The 16,926-nt window shown below is 61.3% G+C and carries 13 protein-coding genes and 2 pseudogenes; 3 read left to right on the top strand and 12 right to left on the bottom strand.

Going from position 1 to position 16,926, the window contains the following annotated elements:
- Nucleotides 1-4: 4 nt before the first annotated feature.
- From DKB71_RS27310 to DKB71_RS27285, 6 genes and pseudogenes are all read right to left on the bottom strand, one after another.
- A pseudogene (locus DKB71_RS27310) lies at nucleotides 5-1,336 on the bottom strand (DUF58 domain-containing protein).
- Complete coding sequence (locus DKB71_RS27305) at nucleotides 1,333-2,334, bottom strand: MoxR family ATPase (RefSeq protein WP_323626972.1); 1,002 nt, start codon at nucleotides 2,332-2,334, stop codon at nucleotides 1,333-1,335. The pseudogene DKB71_RS27310 and the gene DKB71_RS27305 overlap by 4 nt, the downstream one beginning before the upstream one ends.
- Nucleotides 2,331-3,494: a DUF4350 domain-containing protein gene (locus DKB71_RS27300; protein ID WP_408598629.1), complete on the bottom strand. Its 1,164-nt coding sequence runs from the start codon at nucleotides 3,492-3,494 to the stop codon at nucleotides 2,331-2,333. Before DKB71_RS27300 ends, DKB71_RS27305 begins: the two co-directional genes overlap by 4 nt.
- Nucleotides 3,491-5,038, bottom strand: a complete 1,548-nt coding sequence (locus DKB71_RS27295) for a DUF4129 domain-containing protein (RefSeq protein ID WP_408598627.1) — start codon at nucleotides 5,036-5,038, stop codon at nucleotides 3,491-3,493. Before DKB71_RS27295 ends, DKB71_RS27300 begins: the two co-directional genes overlap by 4 nt.
- Complete coding sequence (locus tag DKB71_RS27290; protein WP_408598625.1) at nucleotides 5,025-6,002, bottom strand: stage II sporulation protein M; 978 nt, start codon at nucleotides 6,000-6,002, stop codon at nucleotides 5,025-5,027. Before DKB71_RS27290 ends, DKB71_RS27295 begins: the two co-directional genes overlap by 14 nt.
- On the bottom strand, nucleotides 5,999-6,724 hold the full coding sequence (locus tag DKB71_RS27285) for an RDD family protein (protein WP_274074342.1): 726 nt from the start codon (nucleotides 6,722-6,724) through the stop codon (nucleotides 5,999-6,001). Before DKB71_RS27285 ends, DKB71_RS27290 begins: the two co-directional genes overlap by 4 nt.
- A 184-nt stretch (nucleotides 6,725-6,908) precedes the next feature.
- On the opposite strand from DKB71_RS27285, the gene sbcB reads away from it, so the two are divergent.
- The gene (gene sbcB, locus DKB71_RS27280; protein ID WP_408598622.1) at nucleotides 6,909-8,339 is read left to right on the top strand and encodes an exodeoxyribonuclease I; all 1,431 of its coding nucleotides are present in this window, start codon (nucleotides 6,909-6,911) and stop codon (nucleotides 8,337-8,339) included.
- Between the two features lie 95 nt (nucleotides 8,340-8,434).
- On the opposite strand, the gene mvaT is transcribed toward sbcB, so the two are convergent.
- Nucleotides 8,435-8,812 carry a histone-like nucleoid-structuring protein MvaT gene (mvaT, locus tag DKB71_RS27275; RefSeq protein WP_008058684.1) on the bottom strand — a complete coding sequence of 126 codons (378 nt, stop codon included), beginning with the start codon at nucleotides 8,810-8,812 and terminating at the stop codon, nucleotides 8,435-8,437.
- Nucleotides 8,813-9,161: 349 nt separating this feature from the next.
- Here mvaT and purU point away from each other — a divergent pair, with 349 nt between their 5' ends.
- The gene (purU, locus tag DKB71_RS27270) at nucleotides 9,162-10,010 is read left to right on the top strand and encodes a formyltetrahydrofolate deformylase (protein ID WP_323626967.1); all 849 of its coding nucleotides are present in this window, start codon (nucleotides 9,162-9,164) and stop codon (nucleotides 10,008-10,010) included.
- A gap of 268 nt (nucleotides 10,011-10,278) precedes the next feature.
- On the opposite strand, the gene DKB71_RS27265 is transcribed toward purU, so the two are convergent.
- The 5 genes and pseudogenes from DKB71_RS27265 to DKB71_RS27245 all read right to left on the bottom strand — a co-directional run.
- Entirely contained in the window at nucleotides 10,279-11,274 is a 996-nt protein-coding gene (locus DKB71_RS27265) for a YbhN family protein (protein ID WP_408598619.1), read from the bottom strand.
- Nucleotides 11,271-12,047: a DUF2334 domain-containing protein gene (locus DKB71_RS27260; protein ID WP_408598617.1), complete on the bottom strand. Its 777-nt coding sequence runs from the start codon at nucleotides 12,045-12,047 to the stop codon at nucleotides 11,271-11,273. The genes DKB71_RS27265 and DKB71_RS27260 overlap by 4 nt, the downstream gene beginning before the upstream one ends.
- The gene (locus DKB71_RS27255; protein ID WP_408598615.1) at nucleotides 12,040-13,161 is read right to left on the bottom strand and encodes a glycosyltransferase family 4 protein; all 1,122 of its coding nucleotides are present in this window, start codon (nucleotides 13,159-13,161) and stop codon (nucleotides 12,040-12,042) included. Before DKB71_RS27255 ends, DKB71_RS27260 begins: the two co-directional genes overlap by 8 nt.
- Nucleotides 13,162-13,348: 187 nt before the next feature.
- Nucleotides 13,349-14,113 carry a methyl-accepting chemotaxis protein gene (locus DKB71_RS27250; protein ID WP_406592124.1) on the bottom strand — a complete coding sequence of 255 codons (765 nt, stop codon included), beginning with the start codon at nucleotides 14,111-14,113 and terminating at the stop codon, nucleotides 13,349-13,351.
- A 93-nt stretch (nucleotides 14,114-14,206) separates the two neighbouring features.
- Nucleotides 14,207-15,238 (bottom strand): annotated as a pseudogene (locus DKB71_RS27245) (cache domain-containing protein); the annotation flags it as partial.
- 189 nt (nucleotides 15,239-15,427) lie between these two features.
- On the opposite strand from DKB71_RS27245, the gene DKB71_RS27240 reads away from it, so the two are divergent.
- Nucleotides 15,428-16,915 (top strand): helicase HerA-like domain-containing protein, encoded by a 1,488-nt coding sequence (locus tag DKB71_RS27240; RefSeq protein ID WP_274074348.1) that lies wholly within the window; start codon nucleotides 15,428-15,430, stop codon nucleotides 16,913-16,915.
- Nucleotides 16,916-16,926: the final 11 nt, after the last annotated feature.

The raw sequence follows: 16,926 nt of genomic DNA, 5'->3' as shown, positions 1-16,926 counted from the left end.
ACCTCTAAATCATTCCTGCTTTTTTCCAGTTCAGGTAACGCGTGACCAATGCTGGCCCCAACGCCTCGGGTTGCATGTCCACTACCTGTACTCCATGGGCGTTCAAACGCTCATGGAGTGCTGCGCGTGAATTCAGGTATTCAACGGTCCCGCAATAGCTCAGTGCCTCCGACAAGGTTTGCACCGGCAACAGGCGTGTAGTCTCGAGGACACTTTCCCGCAAGCTGGCGACCAGCACCTGATGCTGTTTGCTCAATCGCTTGACGGCCGTCAGCAGTTCTTCATCGTCTTCATCGCGCAGGTTGGTCATCAGCAGCACCAGCGCCCGGCGTTTCTGCCGAGCCAGTAGCTGGGTGGCAGCCGCTTGATAATCGGCGTTGTGTTGGGTGCTGTTCAGGTCGTAGACCGTGTTGAGCAGCACGTTGAGCTGGCCAGCGCCTTTCACCGGGGCGAGGTGGCGCGGGTGATCGCTGGCAAAGGTGCTGAGGCCCACTGCATCCCCCTGACGCAGCGCTACGTAGCTCAGCAACAGGCAGGCGTTGAGCGCGTGATCGAAATGCGCCAACTCACCGTCCTGGCTGCGCATGCGTCGACCGCAATCGAGCATGAAGATGATCTGTTGATCACGCTCGTCCTGGTACTCCCGGGCAATCGGTGTGCGTTGGCGCGCGGTGGCCTTCCAGTCGATCTGGCGAAGGCTGTCGCCTTCGCGAAATTCCCGTAGCTGATGAAACTCCAGGCCCAGGCCACGTCGTTGGCGCTGGCGCACGCCGAGTTGGCTGAGCCAGTTGTCCACCGCCAGCAGTTGGCCGCCGTAGAGTCGGGCGAAGTCCGGGTAGACGCGGGTGCTGTCCGTCACGTGCAGCAGGCGCTTGCCGGACCACAGGCCCAGTGGGCTCGGCAGGTTGATTTCGCAGTGATCGAAGGTGAAGTGACCGCGCTTGAGGGGTCGCAGGCGATAGCCGACGTGGCTGTGCTGGCCGGGTTGCAGTTCGACCGACAGGGGCAGGTTCTCGAAGCTCAGGCCATCGGGTACGTGGTCATGGATCTGGATGTTCAGTGGCAGGGCAAAGTCGTGCTCGACTTGCAGTCGTACTTCGCTCTAGCGGCCGAGGGCCAGGCTGCCGGGCATTTGTCGTTGTACGCGGGGGGAGGGCAGGCGTTGCAGGCGGATCGCGTCGATTATGGCCAGGGCCAGTAGCGCCAGCAGCAAGCCCCAGTTGATCGAGAACAGCGTTGGGGGAACAGCCATGTCCAGCGCCCGCAATGTGCCCGGCACGATGCCGATGACCAGCAGGATCGCGAGCCAGATCAGCAGCAGGCGCGAAGGTTTCACAGCCGTGGCGCCGGTACTTGATCGAGCAGTTGCTGCAGCACGTGATCGACGTCCAGCCCTTCGATATCCAACTCCGGCGCGATGCGCACGCGATGGCGCAACACCGCCAGAGCGCAGCCTTTTATGTCATCTGGTATCACGAACTCGCCGCCGCGCAACAAGGCTCGTGCCCGTGCGCAGCGTACCAGCGCGATCGACGCACGAGGCCCGGCGCCGAGGGTCAGGCCGGGCCAGCTGCGGGTGGTTCGGGCCAGGCGCACGGCGTAATCGAGGACTTGTTCGTCCAACGGCAAATGACTGGTTATGCGTTGCAGGACCAGCACGTCCTTGGCTTGCAGCACGGTGCGCAGCGGTTGCACATCGAGCATGTCGGCGCGGGTCGAGCGGCTGACCTGACGCACCATGTCCAGCTCCTGCTCGGCGTCGGGGTAGTCCATGCGCACCTTGAGCATGAAGCGATCGAGTTCGGCTTCCGGTAGCGGGTAAGTGCCTTCCTGTTCGATGGGATTTTGCGTGGCGAGCACCATGAACGGTTGCGCGATCGGCAGGGCGCGGCCTTCGAGGGTGACCTGGCGTTCCTGCATGGCTTCGAGCAATGCAGCCTGGGTTTTTGCCGGGGCGCGGTTGATCTCGTCGGCCAGCAACAGGTTGGTGAACAACGGACCTTTGCGCAGTTTGAATTGCTCGGTCTGTAAGTCGTACACCGCATGCCCGGTAACATCGCTGGGCATCAGGTCCGGGGTGAACTGGATACGCGCGAACTCGCCGCCGAAACAGCGGGCCAGCGCCCTGACCAGCAACGTCTTGCCCAGGCCCGGCACACCTTCGAGCAATACGTGGCCGCCGGCAAGCAGCGCGGTCAGCACGTCGTCGATGACCGTGTCCTGTCCGATCACGGCTTTTTGCAATTCATGGCGCACGGCCTGGGCCAGCTGGCTGGCGCGCTGGCGTTGCGCAGTGGCGTGGTTGATTGCATCGGGCTCGGTCGGTTGACTCATAACGCATTCCTCAAAATTTGCAGACGGGCGACCTGGCGGCTGAATTCAGCACTGGAAAGCCGCTGCTTCGGCCGCGGGCTCATGGCTTGGCTGACGGTGCTCTCGGGTTGCCCGCCCAGGCGGGCGAGCACCCGCCATTGTTCGGTGGCATCGAGTCGTTCGTAGCCAGGATGGCGATGTCTCACACGACACAGTATGTCTTGCCGCAAGGCTTGCAGCAGGCTGTCCTGGCCATTGTGGCGCAGCATGAAATCGGCGCTGGCGCGCAGATGTTCCTGCCATTGGTGCCGGGCTTTCGGTTGTGGTTGCTGCAGAGGGCCCTGGCGCACGCCGAAGTGCCAGAAAGCCAGTCCGACCAGGGCGGTCAAGGCGACCAGCGCCTGGGGGAAATGGCGCAGCAGCAATGTAGACAGGCTGTCGTGTTCTGTGTTGAACAGCAGGGTCACAGCGGTATCGACAGTCAGGTACCAGAGCAGCCAGGCATTGTCGTATTGATCGATCGCCGGGGTTTTCCACAGATCGGCGTCGGTCACCACGATGATCGAACCGAGTCCGTGGTTCAGCTGCATCATATGGGTGGCCTTGCCACTGTTGGCCCAGGCCTGGGCGAGGTTCTTCGGATCTTCGAGATGGAACGCGGTATCGAAGCCGGCGTAGGCCGGTGCGTCCTCATTTTCCAGATAGAGTTTGGTCAATTGCGCGAAGGGGTCGCCAGGCGTACCGGGTGGCGGGTCCTTGAGGTCTTTGCTCAGCGATTGCTGCAGTTGCACCCGATCCAGCAAAAGGTCATTGCTTTGCCCGGTCTGTTCATCCCATAACGACTGTGCAACGAACAGCAGGCGCCCGCCGGCCCGGGTCCAGTCCAGCACCTGATCGATCTGCCTGGGCGTCATGTTGTAGCGGTCACCGAGCAACAACAGGCTGTGATGCTTTGGCGTGAGGCTCGGCAGGATATCGAGGCTGTTGGCATGGCTGACACTCAAGCCCTGTTTGCGCAGGAAATGCTCGGCGGCCAGATAGGGATTAGCCTGGGCCTCCGGCGCCGGGCCGTGGTCGATTTCGACCGGGTAGGGCGTTGCCTTCAGGTACAGATAAATCATCAGCGCGCCCAGCAGCGCAGCGCTCACTACGCCGATGATCGGCCAGGTGCGCCGGTTCAACGGGCGGCTCCCGGGCCAAATACACCACGCCAGGCGTCACACAGTTGGCGCTGCGCATGGGCGGGCGGCAGTTGGTGCCCGTAGGCCATGTTTTGCCAGTGCGCGGTCAGGTCTTTGCTGAAGGCCAACAGGGCCGGTTGCTGCAGTTGCTCGATGCGTTCCAGGACCTGGCCTTCGGTGTCGGCGGCTTTGAGCGGGAGGTCGAAGTCGTGCAACAAGCGGCTGAGCAGGGCGCGATAAAGCAAGCCAAGGGCTGCGCGCGGGTTGCTCTGCCAGAGGTTTTCGGCACTGGCCGCGATGTCGGGCGGGAGGGTTTCGCGGTCAAGGTCCAGGCCGAAGGCCTGCGCAGGAAGCGCGCGTGGGGCTTTTTCGACGGGGCGCGGGCGTCGGCTGACGAACGCCTGCAACCACTCACGGTAGTACCAGATCAATGCTCCGATGGCGCTGAGCAGCACGGCCCACAGCGTGACTTCGATCAGCGTGGCCAAGGCGCCGAAGTGCTGCTGGTCAAACATCTGCAGCAGCCTCTTTAGCCATTGAGGCATGTTGTCGTCGTCCGCGCTTTCGTCGCCGGCCTGGTTTTCGCCGAATCGATAGCGGGTGACGGTTTCCCGGTTCTTGAATGGTGGCTGATCGAGGATCGCCTTGATGCTGTCCCGGGACGCCTGGCTGGTCAGGGATTGCTCCAGCAGGCGCGGGCTGTCTGGCGCCGCCGGGGCCTGTTCGACCGCCAGGACAGTGGGTGCGATGGGCAACAGCAAGGACACTGCCAGCAACAGGGCAAGGGTTGTGCCGCTCAAACGCTGGGACAGTCGGCGAAACACCAGCTCGATATCCCAGGCCTCGAGCGCGGTGCGCCGGTTCAGATACAGGCTGAAGCCTGCGGCCACGTAGACCGGTTCCCACACCACCAGCACCAGGGCGTAGAAGCCGTTGGACAGGTGCTCCAGCCAGTGCCAATCCTGCGTCGCGGCGCTGATCAGCGACTGCCAGCTCCAGTCGAGTGCGACCTGTGGTGGCAGCAGCAGGTAGAACAGCACCATCAAGCCAATCCATAACGCGCTTTCCAGGAGCACACCGATCACGGTCAGCCAGCGTGCCGCGCCGGCGTCGCGCTGCAACAACACTTGCAATCGTTGCTGGCGTGCCTCTGCGCCCAGGCCTTCGAGCTGCAACACGGGCAGCAGGAAGCTGCGGCTCAGGCTCAGGCGGCGCCAGGTCAGGCTGGCCAGCAGTTGCGGCTTGAGCAACCGTGGCCATTGGTAAAGTGCCTGTTTGAGGGTGGGCGTTTCGCCAAAGATGGCTTTGGAGAGGATGTACAGCGGCAAGCGTTCGAAGGCCGGCTTCAGCCACCAGAAGATGAACACGGCGAGTGTCGGCGAATCCCACAGCAACCATGTCAGCAAGGCGAAAACCGGCAAGGTGACAATCGCCCAACTGGTCATCAGCAGGCGTCGGTGGCGCTGGCTCAGCAGCACGCCGAGGTCCATGGCTTCGAAGGTGGGTCTGGGGCGAATGACCACGGTGGTGTCACTCAGGCGCATGGCGGGTCCTTCCGGCGAATAACAGGTAAACCGCCACCAGCACCCAGAGGGCCGCACCGACCAGGTACTTGGTCAGGGGCGCCGGGGCCGTCATCGAAGACCAGTAGGCTTCGATAAATGCCGCAATCAGCAGAAACAGCATCACGCCGCAAATCAGCAGCACGCTTTTGCGGGCCGCCAGGCGCAAGGCTTCGCCACGGGGCAGGGGGCCCGGTGCGATCAACGCCCAGCCCAGTTGCAGGCCGGCGGCACCCGCCAGGGCAATGGCCGTCAGTTCAAAGGCACCGTGCCCCACCACGAATGACCAGAAGGTTTGGCCATAGCCAATATGCGTCAGGTGCCCGGCCACCGCGCCGATCATCAAGCCGTTGAAGACCAGGAAAAACGCGCTGCCCAGGCCAAACAGCAAGCCGCTGGCGAACGTCTGAAAGGCGATCCCGATGTTGTGCATGATGTAGTAGCCGAACATCGCCCAGTCTTCACTGGCCGCCCGCTCCATCGAGCGCCCCAGGTGACCGGCCTCGGGGTCGTACATGCTTTGCATGTCGCTGACCCGGTCGGCCGGTATCAGGTTATAGACCAGGTCCGGAAACAGATACACCAGCCCTGCAAACGCAATCAGGCTACCGAAAAACAGCAGGCTGGCGGCGAGCACGAAGCGCCATTGTTCGCGTACCAGCCGCGGGAAGCCGGCCAGGATGAAACCCAGCGCATTGGCTCCGAGCTGGCTGCGATGCCGATAAAGTTGTTGATGTCCGCGCAACACCTGTTGCTGCAACGAGTCGATCAGGAAGCTGCTGTAACCACGCTCGCGGGCCAGCGCCAGGTGATGGCACATGCGCCGATAATCGGCTGGAAATTGAACGGCCCCATCGGCTTTCCTGCCACGCTCCAGCCTGTCCAGCATGAGGGAAAACTGCTCCCATTCGGCCATGTGCCGATGTTCGAAAAGGCTTTGTTTCATGCCGGACCCAACAAGCCGTGGGCGATGCCGTTGAGTTCGGCGACGGCCCGGGGTGGCGTAACCTGCAAGGGGCGCGCGAGGATCGTTGCCAACTCGTTGACCCGGGCGTCGGACAGTCCGGCCTGGCGTTCGGCGAACCCGAGGATGGCGCGTTGCTCGGACAGTGTCAGGGCAAAGGGCGGGCGACGGGGTTGCGCGGGGGGCAGTTGCGGGCGGGTGAGCAGTTGTTCGCGGTAGATCACCAGTGTACCGGCGGCCAGGTCACCGAGGCGCTTGAAGTTGGGGTGTTGCAGGCAACTGATGGCGCCGAGGAAGTAGCCGAACGGCAACATGTCGACAAATCGCAGCAGGTTACGCAACAGTGACGCGGACCAGCCAACAGGCGTGCCATCGTCCTGGATGACGCGCAAGCCCATCCATTGTTTGCCCGGCGAACAGCCCTGGTTGAAGACTTCGAACAGCACCATGTACCACCAGCTCACGCCGAACAGCAGGATCGAAACCAGGCCGGCACCGAGTTTTCCGAGCATCGCCAGGACGATGAACAACAGGCCCAGGATCAACCCGCGCAGGACCAGGTCGATGGAAAATGCCAGGGCGCGCACCATCAACCCAGCCGGGCGCAGTGGCAAGTCGATGCCTTCGGGCGTTTCGACCTGATACCGCGTGTCCAGTGGCGGGGGCAGCGTTGCTTTCCGTGGCAGTGCTGTGACGTCGAGCATGGGCAACCTGATGGTGTGGCCTGATCGGTTTGTCTCTGTACCGGATGCTAGCAGCCTCGCCGGTCAAAACGACATAACTATGTATTGCACATTGAGTAACCGGGGATGATTGAATGGCAGGATTGCTGGCCGGAGCGGGACGGGAACGCCTAGACTTGGCCAATCTTCAGTTCAGGAATAGCCCGTGACTTCCATCTTCTGGTACGACTACGAAACGACGGGCATCAATCCCCGTTGCGACCGCCCGCTGCAAATGGCGGGGCTGCGTACTGACTTCGACCTCAATGAAATCGACGAGCCGGTCAACCTCTTCTGCCGGCCCAGCGACGACATCCTGCCGCATCCCGCGGCTTGCGCAATTACTGGCATCACGCCCGCCCAACTGGCCGAGCACGGGTTGAGCGAAGCCGACTTCATGACCCGGGTCCATGCCCAACTGGCCGCGCCAGGTACGTGCGGCGCGGGCTACAACACGTTGCGCTTCGACGATGAGATGACCCGCTACAGCCTGTACCGAAATTTTTTCGACCCTTATGCGCGGGAATGGCAGGGCGGTAACAGCCGCTGGGACCTGATCGACGTCGTGCGCGCGGCCTATGCCTTGCGCCCCGATGGCCTTGTCTGGCCGACGGACGCTGAGGGGCGGGTGACGCTCAAGCTTGAGCGCCTGACCGCCGCCAACGGCATCGATCATGGCAATGCCCACGAAGCGCTGTCGGACGTTCGCGCCACGATCGCCCTGGCGCGGCTGATCCGGGAAAAACAGCTGAAATTGTATGAGTGGTTATTTCAGCTTCGCAGCAAGCAAAAGGTATTGGACCAGGTACGGCTGCTGCAGCCCATGGTGCATGTGTCGGGACGCTTTTCTGCGGCGCGCAACTATGTCGGCGTGGTGTTGCCCCTGGCCTGGCACCCGCGCAACAAGAACGCACTGATCGTCTGCGACCTGCACCTCGACCCGCAGGGCTTGCTCGATCTCGATGCCGAAACCTTGCGTCAGCGCTTGTATACCCGTCACGAAGACCTGGCAGAGGGGGAGTTGCCAGTACCGCTCAAGCTTATCCACGTCAATAAATGCCCCGTGGTGGCGCCTTTATCGGTACTTCGTCCGGAAGATCAGCTGCGCCTGGGAATGGATGTTGCGCTTTACCGGGCACGAGCACTGCGACTAAGTGACGCGCAGCAAGATTGGCAAGCTAAAGTTCTGGCGATTTATGCCCGTGAAGATTTCTCCTTGAGCGAGGATCCGGAACAACAGTTATACGACGGATTTATCGGCGACCGTGATCGGCGTCTCTGCGAGCAAGTCAGAACAGCCGATCCGCTGCAATTGGCACAACAGCAATGGCCTTTCGATGATGAACGTTTGCCCGAGCTGTTGTTTCGATATCGAGCACGTAACTTTCCCGATACCTTGAGTCTCGATGAGCAGGAACGCTGGCGAATATTCTGCCAGAAACGTTTGTCAGCGCCTGAATACGGCGCGCCCAATACGCTGGATAGTTTCGTAGAGGCCGCAGCCCAATTGGCCCTTACAGCGACATCGATGCAGCAGGCGGTGCTCAATGATTGGCAGGAATATGTTCAGGTTTTACGCAAACGTTTGAATCTTTGAAATCGAAAATGTCCAAGGGTTAAATGCCGGGCATAAAAAACGCCAGCGCAGGCTGGCGTTTTTTTTCGCAATCGATTCGCGGCAAGCGCGCAGGATCAGCCCAGCAGGGTAGCCCAGCCTTCAACCACGTCGCCGCCCCACTTGGCTTTCCACTCTTTCAGAGTCTTGTGGTTGCCACCTTTGGTTTCGATGACTTCGCCGTTGTGCGGGTTTTTGTATTGTTTAACTTTGCGGGCACGCTTGGTGCCGGTAGTTTTTACTGCGCCGCCACGTGGGGCTTTGGTTTTGGCTTCTGGATCCAGCAGCGCGATGATGTCGCGCAGGGACTTGGAATATTCGCCCATCAGGGTGCGCAGTTTGCCTTCGAATTCCAGCTCGGTCTGCAGTTTGTCGTCTTGGGACAGGTTCTTCAAACGGGCTTGCAGCTCTTTGATAGCTTCTTCGGTGGCACGGTATTCGTTGATCAAGGACATGATTACTACCTTATGTAGAACGCTGGATGGCAGGTGACAGTGCGGCAATAATAGTCAGGGTGTATCATCAAGTAAACATTAAACTGGAGTTTATTTAATTAAAATCCAGTGAAGTCAGTACGCATTGGATACGCAGTTAAATAGTTCAATGCTTGTGCTACACCTATTTACAAACCGCTGCTTGTCGATGGGCCAAGTACAGTGTGGCGGGCGTCAACCCGGTGGCGTGGGAACCCTGGCGCAAGCCATCGGCCAAGGCAACGGCCAAGGCAACACGTGATCAATACTGCAGATTTGCTGCGCAATCGTTAGAATGGCCGACTTTGCGAAGTTCTGGAGTTTCCCCCTCATGCGCACTTTTCGGCTGGTGATTTCTTGCCCGGACCGCGTCGGCATCGTTGCCAAAGTCAGTAACTTTCTGGCGTCACACAACGGCTGGATCACTGAAGCGAGCCACCACTCGGACAATCTGAGTGGCTGGTTCTTCATGCGTCACGAAATTCGTGCCGACTCGCTGCCTTTCGGTATCGAGGCCTTGCGCGAGGCCTTTGCGCCGATTGCCGAAGAATTCTCGATGGACTGGCGTATCACCGATACCGAGCAGAAGAAGCGCGTGGTGCTGATGGCCAGCCGCGAGTCTCACTGCCTCGCCGACTTGCTGCATCGCTGGCACAGCGATGAACTGGATTGTGAAATCGCCTGCGTGATTTCCAACCATGACGACCTGCGCAGCATGGTCGAATGGCACGGCATCCCGTACTTCCACGTACCGGTCAATCCCCAGGACAAGGAGCCGGCATTCGCCGAGGTCTCGCGCCTGGTCAAGCAGCACGATGCCGAAGTGGTTGTACTGGCCCGCTACATGCAGATCCTGCCGCCTGAGCTGTGCCGTGAATATGCGCACAAGGTCATCAACATCCACCACAGCTTCCTGCCGTCGTTCGTCGGTGCCAAGCCGTACCACCAGGCTTCCCTGCGCGGGGTGAAGCTGATCGGTGCTACCTGCCACTATGTGACCGAAGAACTGGACGCCGGCCCGATCATCGAGCAGGACGTGGTGCGCGTCAGCCACAGCGACAGCATCGAAGACATGGTGCGTTTCGGCCGTGACGTCGAGAAAATGGTGCTGGCCCGTGGCCTTCGCTACCACCTGGAAGACCGGGTGCTGGTACACGGCAACAAAACCGTGGTGTTCTGATCAGCGCTCGTCACGGTTGAAATTCGAAGGGCCTGGGCGTTCAATCGCTGCAGGCCCTTCGCCGTTTTTGAACCGAGGACATGACCATGGCCGATCCACTGGACAAAGCCACTTCCAAGGCACCCGCCACTTTGGGCGAGGGTTGTTTGAGCCGTTACGACCCCGATGAGATGAGCCCGGAAGATGGCATGTAGGAGCTGGCTTGCCAGCGAAGGCGCCAGAAAGACCAACGCAACGCTTGAGGACGCCTTCGCCGGCAAGCCGGCTCCTACAGATACACGCCCTTCATCAGCTTCTTGAGCAGCGGGCGTCCGAGCATCAACAGAAATACCGGCCCGCCGGCCAGCAGATAGAAGTAAAACGTCACCGCCCGCCAGATCAGAATGGCCGCCGCCGCCGTGGATTTGCCGACCATGGGCGCCAACAGTGCCGCCGACGTCAATTCAGCAGCCCCCGCACCGCCTGGCAACAGGCTGAACTGGCCTGCACTCAATGAAACCATCTGGATCAGAAAACTCCAGGCCCACTGCAATTCAGCGCCGAGCCCGCGCAGTGCCAGGTACAACACGCTGTAACGCAGGATCCAATGCACGCACGTCAAGCCAAACACAATGACCAGCGTCTGCAGGGGCAGCTTCAGGGTGTCGGTGAACGCCGCCAGGAAGTGCAGGAGTTTTCGTGCCCAGCGCATACGGCTCGAGGGCTCGACGTTGAGGCGCGCCAGCAGTCGGCCGCCCAAACGAATCAGCAGGCGATGATAGCGCGCCACCACCACGCAACTGACCAGGCCACCGAACATCGACAGGGCACTGACGGTCAGCAACCACGCCATGTGCTGGCTGAGATGCTGGAACAGGGCGTAAATCAGGATTGCGCTCAATGCGCAGAGGAAAAACAACAGATCGCTCAGTTGATCCATGGCAAATACCGCGCTGCCCCTGGCCGGTCGCACGCCGTTGCGCGCCAGCAACGCCATGATGGTCAGTGGCCCGCCGCTGCCACCCGGCGTGGCGCAATAGGCGAATTCGGCGGCCATCACCACGCCGAGGCTTTTTAGCGTGCCGACCCTGTTGCGCTGATCCCCCAGCAACAGGCGCAGGCGCATCGTATTGACCAGCCAACACAGCAGGATCATGCCGAGCATGACCAGCAAGCTGCTCAGCGGAAAGTCATTGAGCCGCGACCAGGTTTCGCTGCCGCCCAGCAGCCAGGGAATCAGCACCGCGGCGAGCAGGCCGATGCACAGCAGAATCGAGCGACTCATGCCGCGCGCCCCATGCGCTGGCTCTGCAAGGCCAGCCAACGGGCCTTGGTCATGGGCGCGCGGCCCTCATCGAGCAGGCGCTTGAGGGTTTGCAACCAGTACGTCCGTGAGAACGCATGACGCATGTCCACCGGGTGCAGGCCCAGGCGAATCACCGGCGCGGTTCGCCAGCGTTGTTCGAGTTGCTGGCTGAGCAGTTTCGACACGCCACGACGCCAGGCACTGCGTGCACTCCAGACCAGACCGGGGGCATCGATCGCAGCGAATTCCGGCAAGCGATAAAGGTGCTGCGCGTCGCTGGTGTACTTCAGTGGTAATTGACCCAAGGCCTGGCGCGTGCCTTCGCTCATCAGCCAGGCCGGCGCGACGAAACCCTGCAGTGGCCAATCGTATCGCTGGAACATTTCAATGCCGGCGTGCAGGCGGGTGAGGGCGGCCTCGCGAGACAAACTGTAGAACTCGCCTTCGTGGGTGTAGATCCGGCGCATGAACCAATCGCGGGGATTGCTCGCCTTCGGACCGTCATCGCAGTGAAAGTAACCGTGCAGCACCAGTTCATCGCCGCGCTCGAGCCGTGCGCCGAGCTGACGACGAAATGCCGGGTGGGCTTGCAGGTCGTTGTGTTTGTGGAAGTCCGGCACCACCAGCCAGGTGATGGGCACGCTGCCCAGCGCGTCGACGGCTTCGACAAAGGGTTGGTAATCAGCCCAGGTCGTTGGCGCGACATCGTGCAATACCAACAGCAGGCCGGGTGCCTCCGTGGGTTCAAGCATTGGCGGCTCGCGGCCATTGGCTGCCGAGGACGGCGTGATAGTGACCGAGCAGACTGTTGACTACGGCGTCCCATGCGTAATGCCGCTCGACATGGCGACGGGCTTGCTGGCCGAGGGCTGCGCTGCCTTGGCTGAACAGCTCGCGCACTGCGTTGGCCATGGCCAACGGATCGTTGGGGGCACACAACAGGCCACATTGATCGTTGATGATTTCCTCGAACGCGCCGGCTGCCACCGCCACCACCGGGATACCGCAGGCCATGGCTTCGAGGATCACCAGGCCAAAGGTTTCCTGGTCGCCAGCGTGCAGCAGTGCATCGGCGCTGGCCATCAGACGGGCAACTTGTGCAGCCGGGCAGAATTCGTCGACAACCGTGACGTTGCCCGGCACCGAGGTCGGCATCGACGAACCGACCAGCAGCAGGTGGTAGCGTCGGCCCAGGCGTTTCATGCATTCGAGCAGCACCGGCAGGTTCTTCTCCTTGGAACCACGCCCGGCAAAGATCAAAAGATGAGTGTTTTCGTCCAGGCCCAGCTCGGCCCGAAGACCGGTATCCCGTGCATTGGGATGAAACATCTGGAGATCGACCCCCAGGGGCTGCACGAAAACATTCTTCACCCCCAGCCCGATCAGTTTGTTGGCCATGACCTGACTCGGCGCCAGCACCCGGTCGAAGTTGCCGTAGAGCTTGCTGACATAGGCCTCGACGTTTGGCGTGACCCAGTTGCCCATGCGATTGCTGGCCAGCAGCGGCAGGTCGGAGTGATAAAAGCCGATTACCGGCACGTCCAGTTGGCGGCGCGCGTCCAAGGCCGCCCATGCGGTGAGGTAAGGGTCGCCGACTTCAATCAGCTCGGGTTGCAGATCCTGCAGGACATTGCGCCAGGGCGCGAGACGCAGCGGGAAGCGATAACCTTTGCCGAAGGGCAGGGCGGGTGCCGGAACCGTGTAGATGCCATCCTTTTCGCTGAGGACAGCCCCCGGTATCAGCACGCTGTGGCGAATGCCTGGCCGGATGCACAGGCGATGATGCTTGGCATCCAGATAAGTGCGCACGCCACCGCTGGCAGGGGCGTAGAACATGGTTATGTCAGCGATATGCACGATGAACATCCCTCCGGTCCGTTGTTCTCCCTTGGTTGACCTTATTGAAGAATAGATGTTCGGTTGGTGTTCAGCGGGTGGGGTGTCAGCGAGGATTCGCGGAGTTTGGGCGATTGCCTTCGCGGGCAAGCCCGCTCCTACAGAATCACGCGATATTGTAGGAGCGGGCTTGCCCGCGAAAAGGCCCTTTCAGACGCTAGATACGGAAGCTGCCCACCAACTGCTTCAACCGTGCGGCCTGTTGCTCAAGGTCCGAACAGGCGCGCAACGTCGATTGCAGGTTTTCCACGCCCTCCTGGTTCAGCGTGTTGATTTCGGTGATGTCGACGTTGATCGACTCGACCACCGCGGTCTGTTCCTCGGTCGCGGTTGCCACCGACTGGTTCATGCCATCGATTTCGCCGATGCGTTGGGTCACGCTGCTCAGGCGCTCGCCGGCCAGGTTGGCAATTTCCACGCTGTCCTGACTATGGCGCTGGCTGTCGCTCATGGTGCTGACCGACTCGCGAGCGCCGACCTGCAGTTCTTCGATCATGGTCTGCACCTGCTGCGCCGATTCCTGGGTCCGATGCGCCAGGTTACGCACTTCATCGGCCACCACGGCAAACCCACGCCCGGCTTCACCGGCACGCGCCGCTTCGATGGCGGCGTTGAGCGCCAGCAGGTTGGTCTGCTGGGAAATGCTGGTGATCACTTCGAGAATCTGCCCGATGTTCACGGTTTTGCTGTTGAGCGATTCGATGTTGCTGCTCGAGGCGCTGAGCATGTTCGACAGTTTATTCATCGCGGCAATACTGCGGTCCACCACTTGCTGGCCATCTTCGGCCAGGTTACGGGCATCGCTGGCCTGGCTCGACGCGTGCGCGGCATTGCGGGCGATCTCCTGGGTGGCGGCACCGAGCTGGTTGATCGCCGCGGCCACGCTGCTGGTGCGCGAGGCTTGCTGATCAGAGTTGTACATCGAGGAGTTCGAGGCGGCGACCACGCGCAACGCCACTTCGTTGACTTGGCCGGTGGCCGAGGACACTTCGCGGATCGAACCGTGGATACGTTCCACGAAACGGTTGAAGGCGGTGCCGAGGCTACCGAACTCGTCGTTGTTCTGGATCACCAGGCGCTTGGTCAGGTCGCCTTCGCCGTCGGCGATGTCGGCCATGGCCCGGGTCATGACGTGCAGCGGCTGAATGAGCAGGCGAATCAACATGCCCAGCAGGGCAATGATGATGGCAACGGCGATCACCGTGGCAACCACCGCCGAGGCGCGGAACTCGCTGAGCATTGAGAAGGCCTTGTCCTTGTCCACCGACAGGCCGATGTACCAGTTGACCGACGGCAGGCCCTTGATCGGGGTAAAGGTGACGATGCGGGTCTTGCCGTCGACCACGATTTCACTGAAGTCGCGGCTGATGCGCGGGGTGTTTTGCGGGTACGCCTCGCCCAGGGACTTCATGACCAGGGCCTTGTCCGGGTGGACCAGGATCTTGCCGTCGGCGCTGACCAGGAAGGCGTAGCCCATGCCGTCGAAATCCCGGGCGCTGAGGGTGTCGATCAAGGTTTGCAGGCTCAGGTCGCCGCCCACCACGCCGACGCCTTGCCCGGCTTTGGTCGAGGGCATGGCCAGGGAAATGATGGTCTGACCGGTCGCCGCGTCGACATAGGGTTCGGTCAGGGTCGGCGTGCTGCTGTTTTGCGCCCCCTTGTACCAAGGGCGAACCCGTGGGTCGAAGCCGTCCGGCATCTTCGCGTCCGGACGGATGGTGAAGTGTCCGGTGGCGTCACCCAGGTAGGACGCCATGAACGTCGATGTCAGTGCTTTCTGTTCCAGCAGGGTGGCAACGTTGGCGGGTTCCGGGTTGATGGCAATGTTTTGCGCGAGGTTCTCGATCAGCAGGATACGACCGGTCAGCCAGGTCTGGATGTTGCTGGCGGTGACGTCGCCCATCTCGTTGAGATAGTTGTCCAGGTCTTCGCGGATGGCATTGCGCTGTAAATAGTCGTTGTACAGGGTGAATGAGGCGAAAGTGGCAATGACGATGAGGGCGGCGGCAAGCAGGATTTTATGGCTGAAGCGTAGATTTTTGTTCATGGCTTGGGGTTCCGCTAAGGTCTTAATGTCCTGCGCGTGCTTTTATAAAGGGACGCACGATGGGCAATGTTGAAAGCAAGAGATATTTCCGTCGCTCCTTAAGGGAAATGTCCGACAAATTTGTGTCTGTCTGCTTTGTCGTTATTTCTATCGGCCGTGTAGGACCAAAGATTAACCATGGGTGACCAAATGCCTGATTCATTGCAACTTGTTATCGGCGCCGACCTCGCGGGGCAGCCGATCGCGCAGGCCATGCGCCTGGCGAACCGCCACGGCTTGATCGCGGGCGCGACCGGGACCGGCAAGACCGTCACCTTGCAACGTATGGCCGAAGCCTTCAGCGATGCCGGCGTGGCGGTGTTTGCCGCCGACATCAAGGGTGACCTGTGCGGCCTGGGCGCGGCCGGCAACCCCCAGGGCAAGATCGCCGAGCGGATAACCGGCATGCCATGGCTGAACTACAAGCCTGCGGCGTATCCGGTGACCCTGTGGGACATTCATGGTCAGTCCGGTCATCCATTACGCACGACATTGAGCGAAATGGGGCCGCTGCTGTTGGGCAGCCTGCTGGAACTGACCGACAGCCAGCAGTCGGCGCTGTATGCCGCGTTCAAGGTTGCCGACCGTGAAGGCCTGTTGCTGCTGGACCTGAAGGACCTCAAGGCGCTGCTCAATCACCTCAAGGACAACCCTGAACTGCTCGGTGATGACGCGGCGCTGATGACCACCGGCTCCAGCCAGGCCCTGTTACGGCGCCTGGCAACCCTGGAGCAGCAGGGCGCTGAAGCGCTGTTCGGTGAGCCGGCCCTGCAACTCGAGGACATCCTGCAACCGACCGCCGATGGCCGCGGACGCATTCACTTGCTCGATGCCAGTCGCCTGGTGCATGAAGCACCGAAGGTCTACGCGACCTTCCTGCTGTGGCTGTTGGCCGAACTGTTCGAGCAACTGCCGGAGCGCGGCGATGCCGAAAAACCGCTGCTGGCGCTATTTTTCGACGAGGCGCACCTGTTGTTCGCCGGCACGCCCAAGGCGTTGCAGGAGCGTCTGGAGCAAGTGGTGCGGCTGATTCGCTCCAAAGGCGTGGGGGTGTATTTCGTCACCCAGTCACCCGGTGACTTGCCGGACGACGTGCTGGCACAGCTGGGCCTGCGCATCCAGCACGGCCTGCGCGCGTTCACTGCCAAGGAGCAGAAATCCCTGCGGGCGGTGGCCGACGGCTTCCGACCCAATCCGGCGTTCGACGCCCTGTCGGTGCTCACCGAGCTGGGCATCGGCGAGGCACTGGTGGGCACCTTGCAGGACAAGGGCACACCGGAGATGGTCCAGCGCGTGCTGGTGGCACCACCGCAATCGCGGATCGGGCCATTGAGTGACACCGAACGCACCGTGCTGATCGGCGGCTCGCCGTTCAAAGGGCGGTATGACAAACCGATCGATCGCGAATCGGCTTATGAAGTGTTGATGGGGCGCAAGGGCCTGGCGCCGGAACCTGAGGCGGCGCCGGGTAAACCGGCGGCCCAGGAGCCGAGTTTCACCGAACAGGCCGGAGAGTTCCTCGGCACGGCGGCGGGGCAGGCACTGAAATCGGCGATGCGCCAGGCGGCCAACCAGTTGGGCCGGCAATTGGTGCGCGGACTGATGGGTTCATTATTAGGCGGCAAAAAAAGCCGATAAATCCATCTTGA

Origin of the sequence: Pseudomonas sp. PLMAX (assembly GCF_046042685.1) — a bacterium.
Lineage (GTDB): Bacteria > Pseudomonadota > Gammaproteobacteria > Pseudomonadales > Pseudomonadaceae > Aquipseudomonas > Aquipseudomonas putida_AE.
The sequence above is the reverse complement of the archived record's forward strand: the minus strand, read 5'-3'. Positions and strand labels throughout refer to the sequence as shown.

Excerpts from the sequence above, each read along its gene's own strand:
- DKB71_RS27290 (WP_408598625.1), bottom strand. The coding sequence starts at position 6,002 with ATGAAACAAAGCCTTTTCGAACATCGGCACATGGCCGAATGGGAGCAG.
- DKB71_RS27255 (WP_408598615.1), bottom strand. The coding sequence starts at position 13,161 with ATGTTCATCGTGCATATCGCTGACATAACCATGTTCTACGCCCCTGCC.
- DKB71_RS27240 (WP_274074348.1), top strand. The coding sequence starts at position 15,428 with ATGCCTGATTCATTGCAACTTGTTATCGGCGCCGACCTCGCGGGGCAG.
- DKB71_RS27265 (WP_408598619.1), bottom strand. The coding sequence starts at position 11,274 with ATGAGTCGCTCGATTCTGCTGTGCATCGGCCTGCTCGCCGCGGTGCTG.
- mvaT (WP_008058684.1), bottom strand. The coding sequence starts at position 8,812 with ATGTCCTTGATCAACGAATACCGTGCCACCGAAGAAGCTATCAAAGAG.
- purU (WP_323626967.1), top strand. The coding sequence starts at position 9,162 with ATGCGCACTTTTCGGCTGGTGATTTCTTGCCCGGACCGCGTCGGCATC.
- DKB71_RS27260 (WP_408598617.1), bottom strand. The coding sequence starts at position 12,047 with ATGCTTGAACCCACGGAGGCACCCGGCCTGCTGTTGGTATTGCACGAT.
- DKB71_RS27285 (WP_274074342.1), bottom strand. The coding sequence starts at position 6,724 with ATGCTCGACGTCACAGCACTGCCACGGAAAGCAACGCTGCCCCCGCCA.
- DKB71_RS27305 (WP_323626972.1), bottom strand. The coding sequence starts at position 2,334 with ATGAGTCAACCGACCGAGCCCGATGCAATCAACCACGCCACTGCGCAA.
- DKB71_RS27250 (WP_406592124.1), bottom strand. The coding sequence starts at position 14,113 with ATGTACAACTCTGATCAGCAAGCCTCGCGCACCAGCAGCGTGGCCGCG.
- DKB71_RS27295 (WP_408598627.1), bottom strand. The coding sequence starts at position 5,038 with ATGCGCCTGAGTGACACCACCGTGGTCATTCGCCCCAGACCCACCTTC.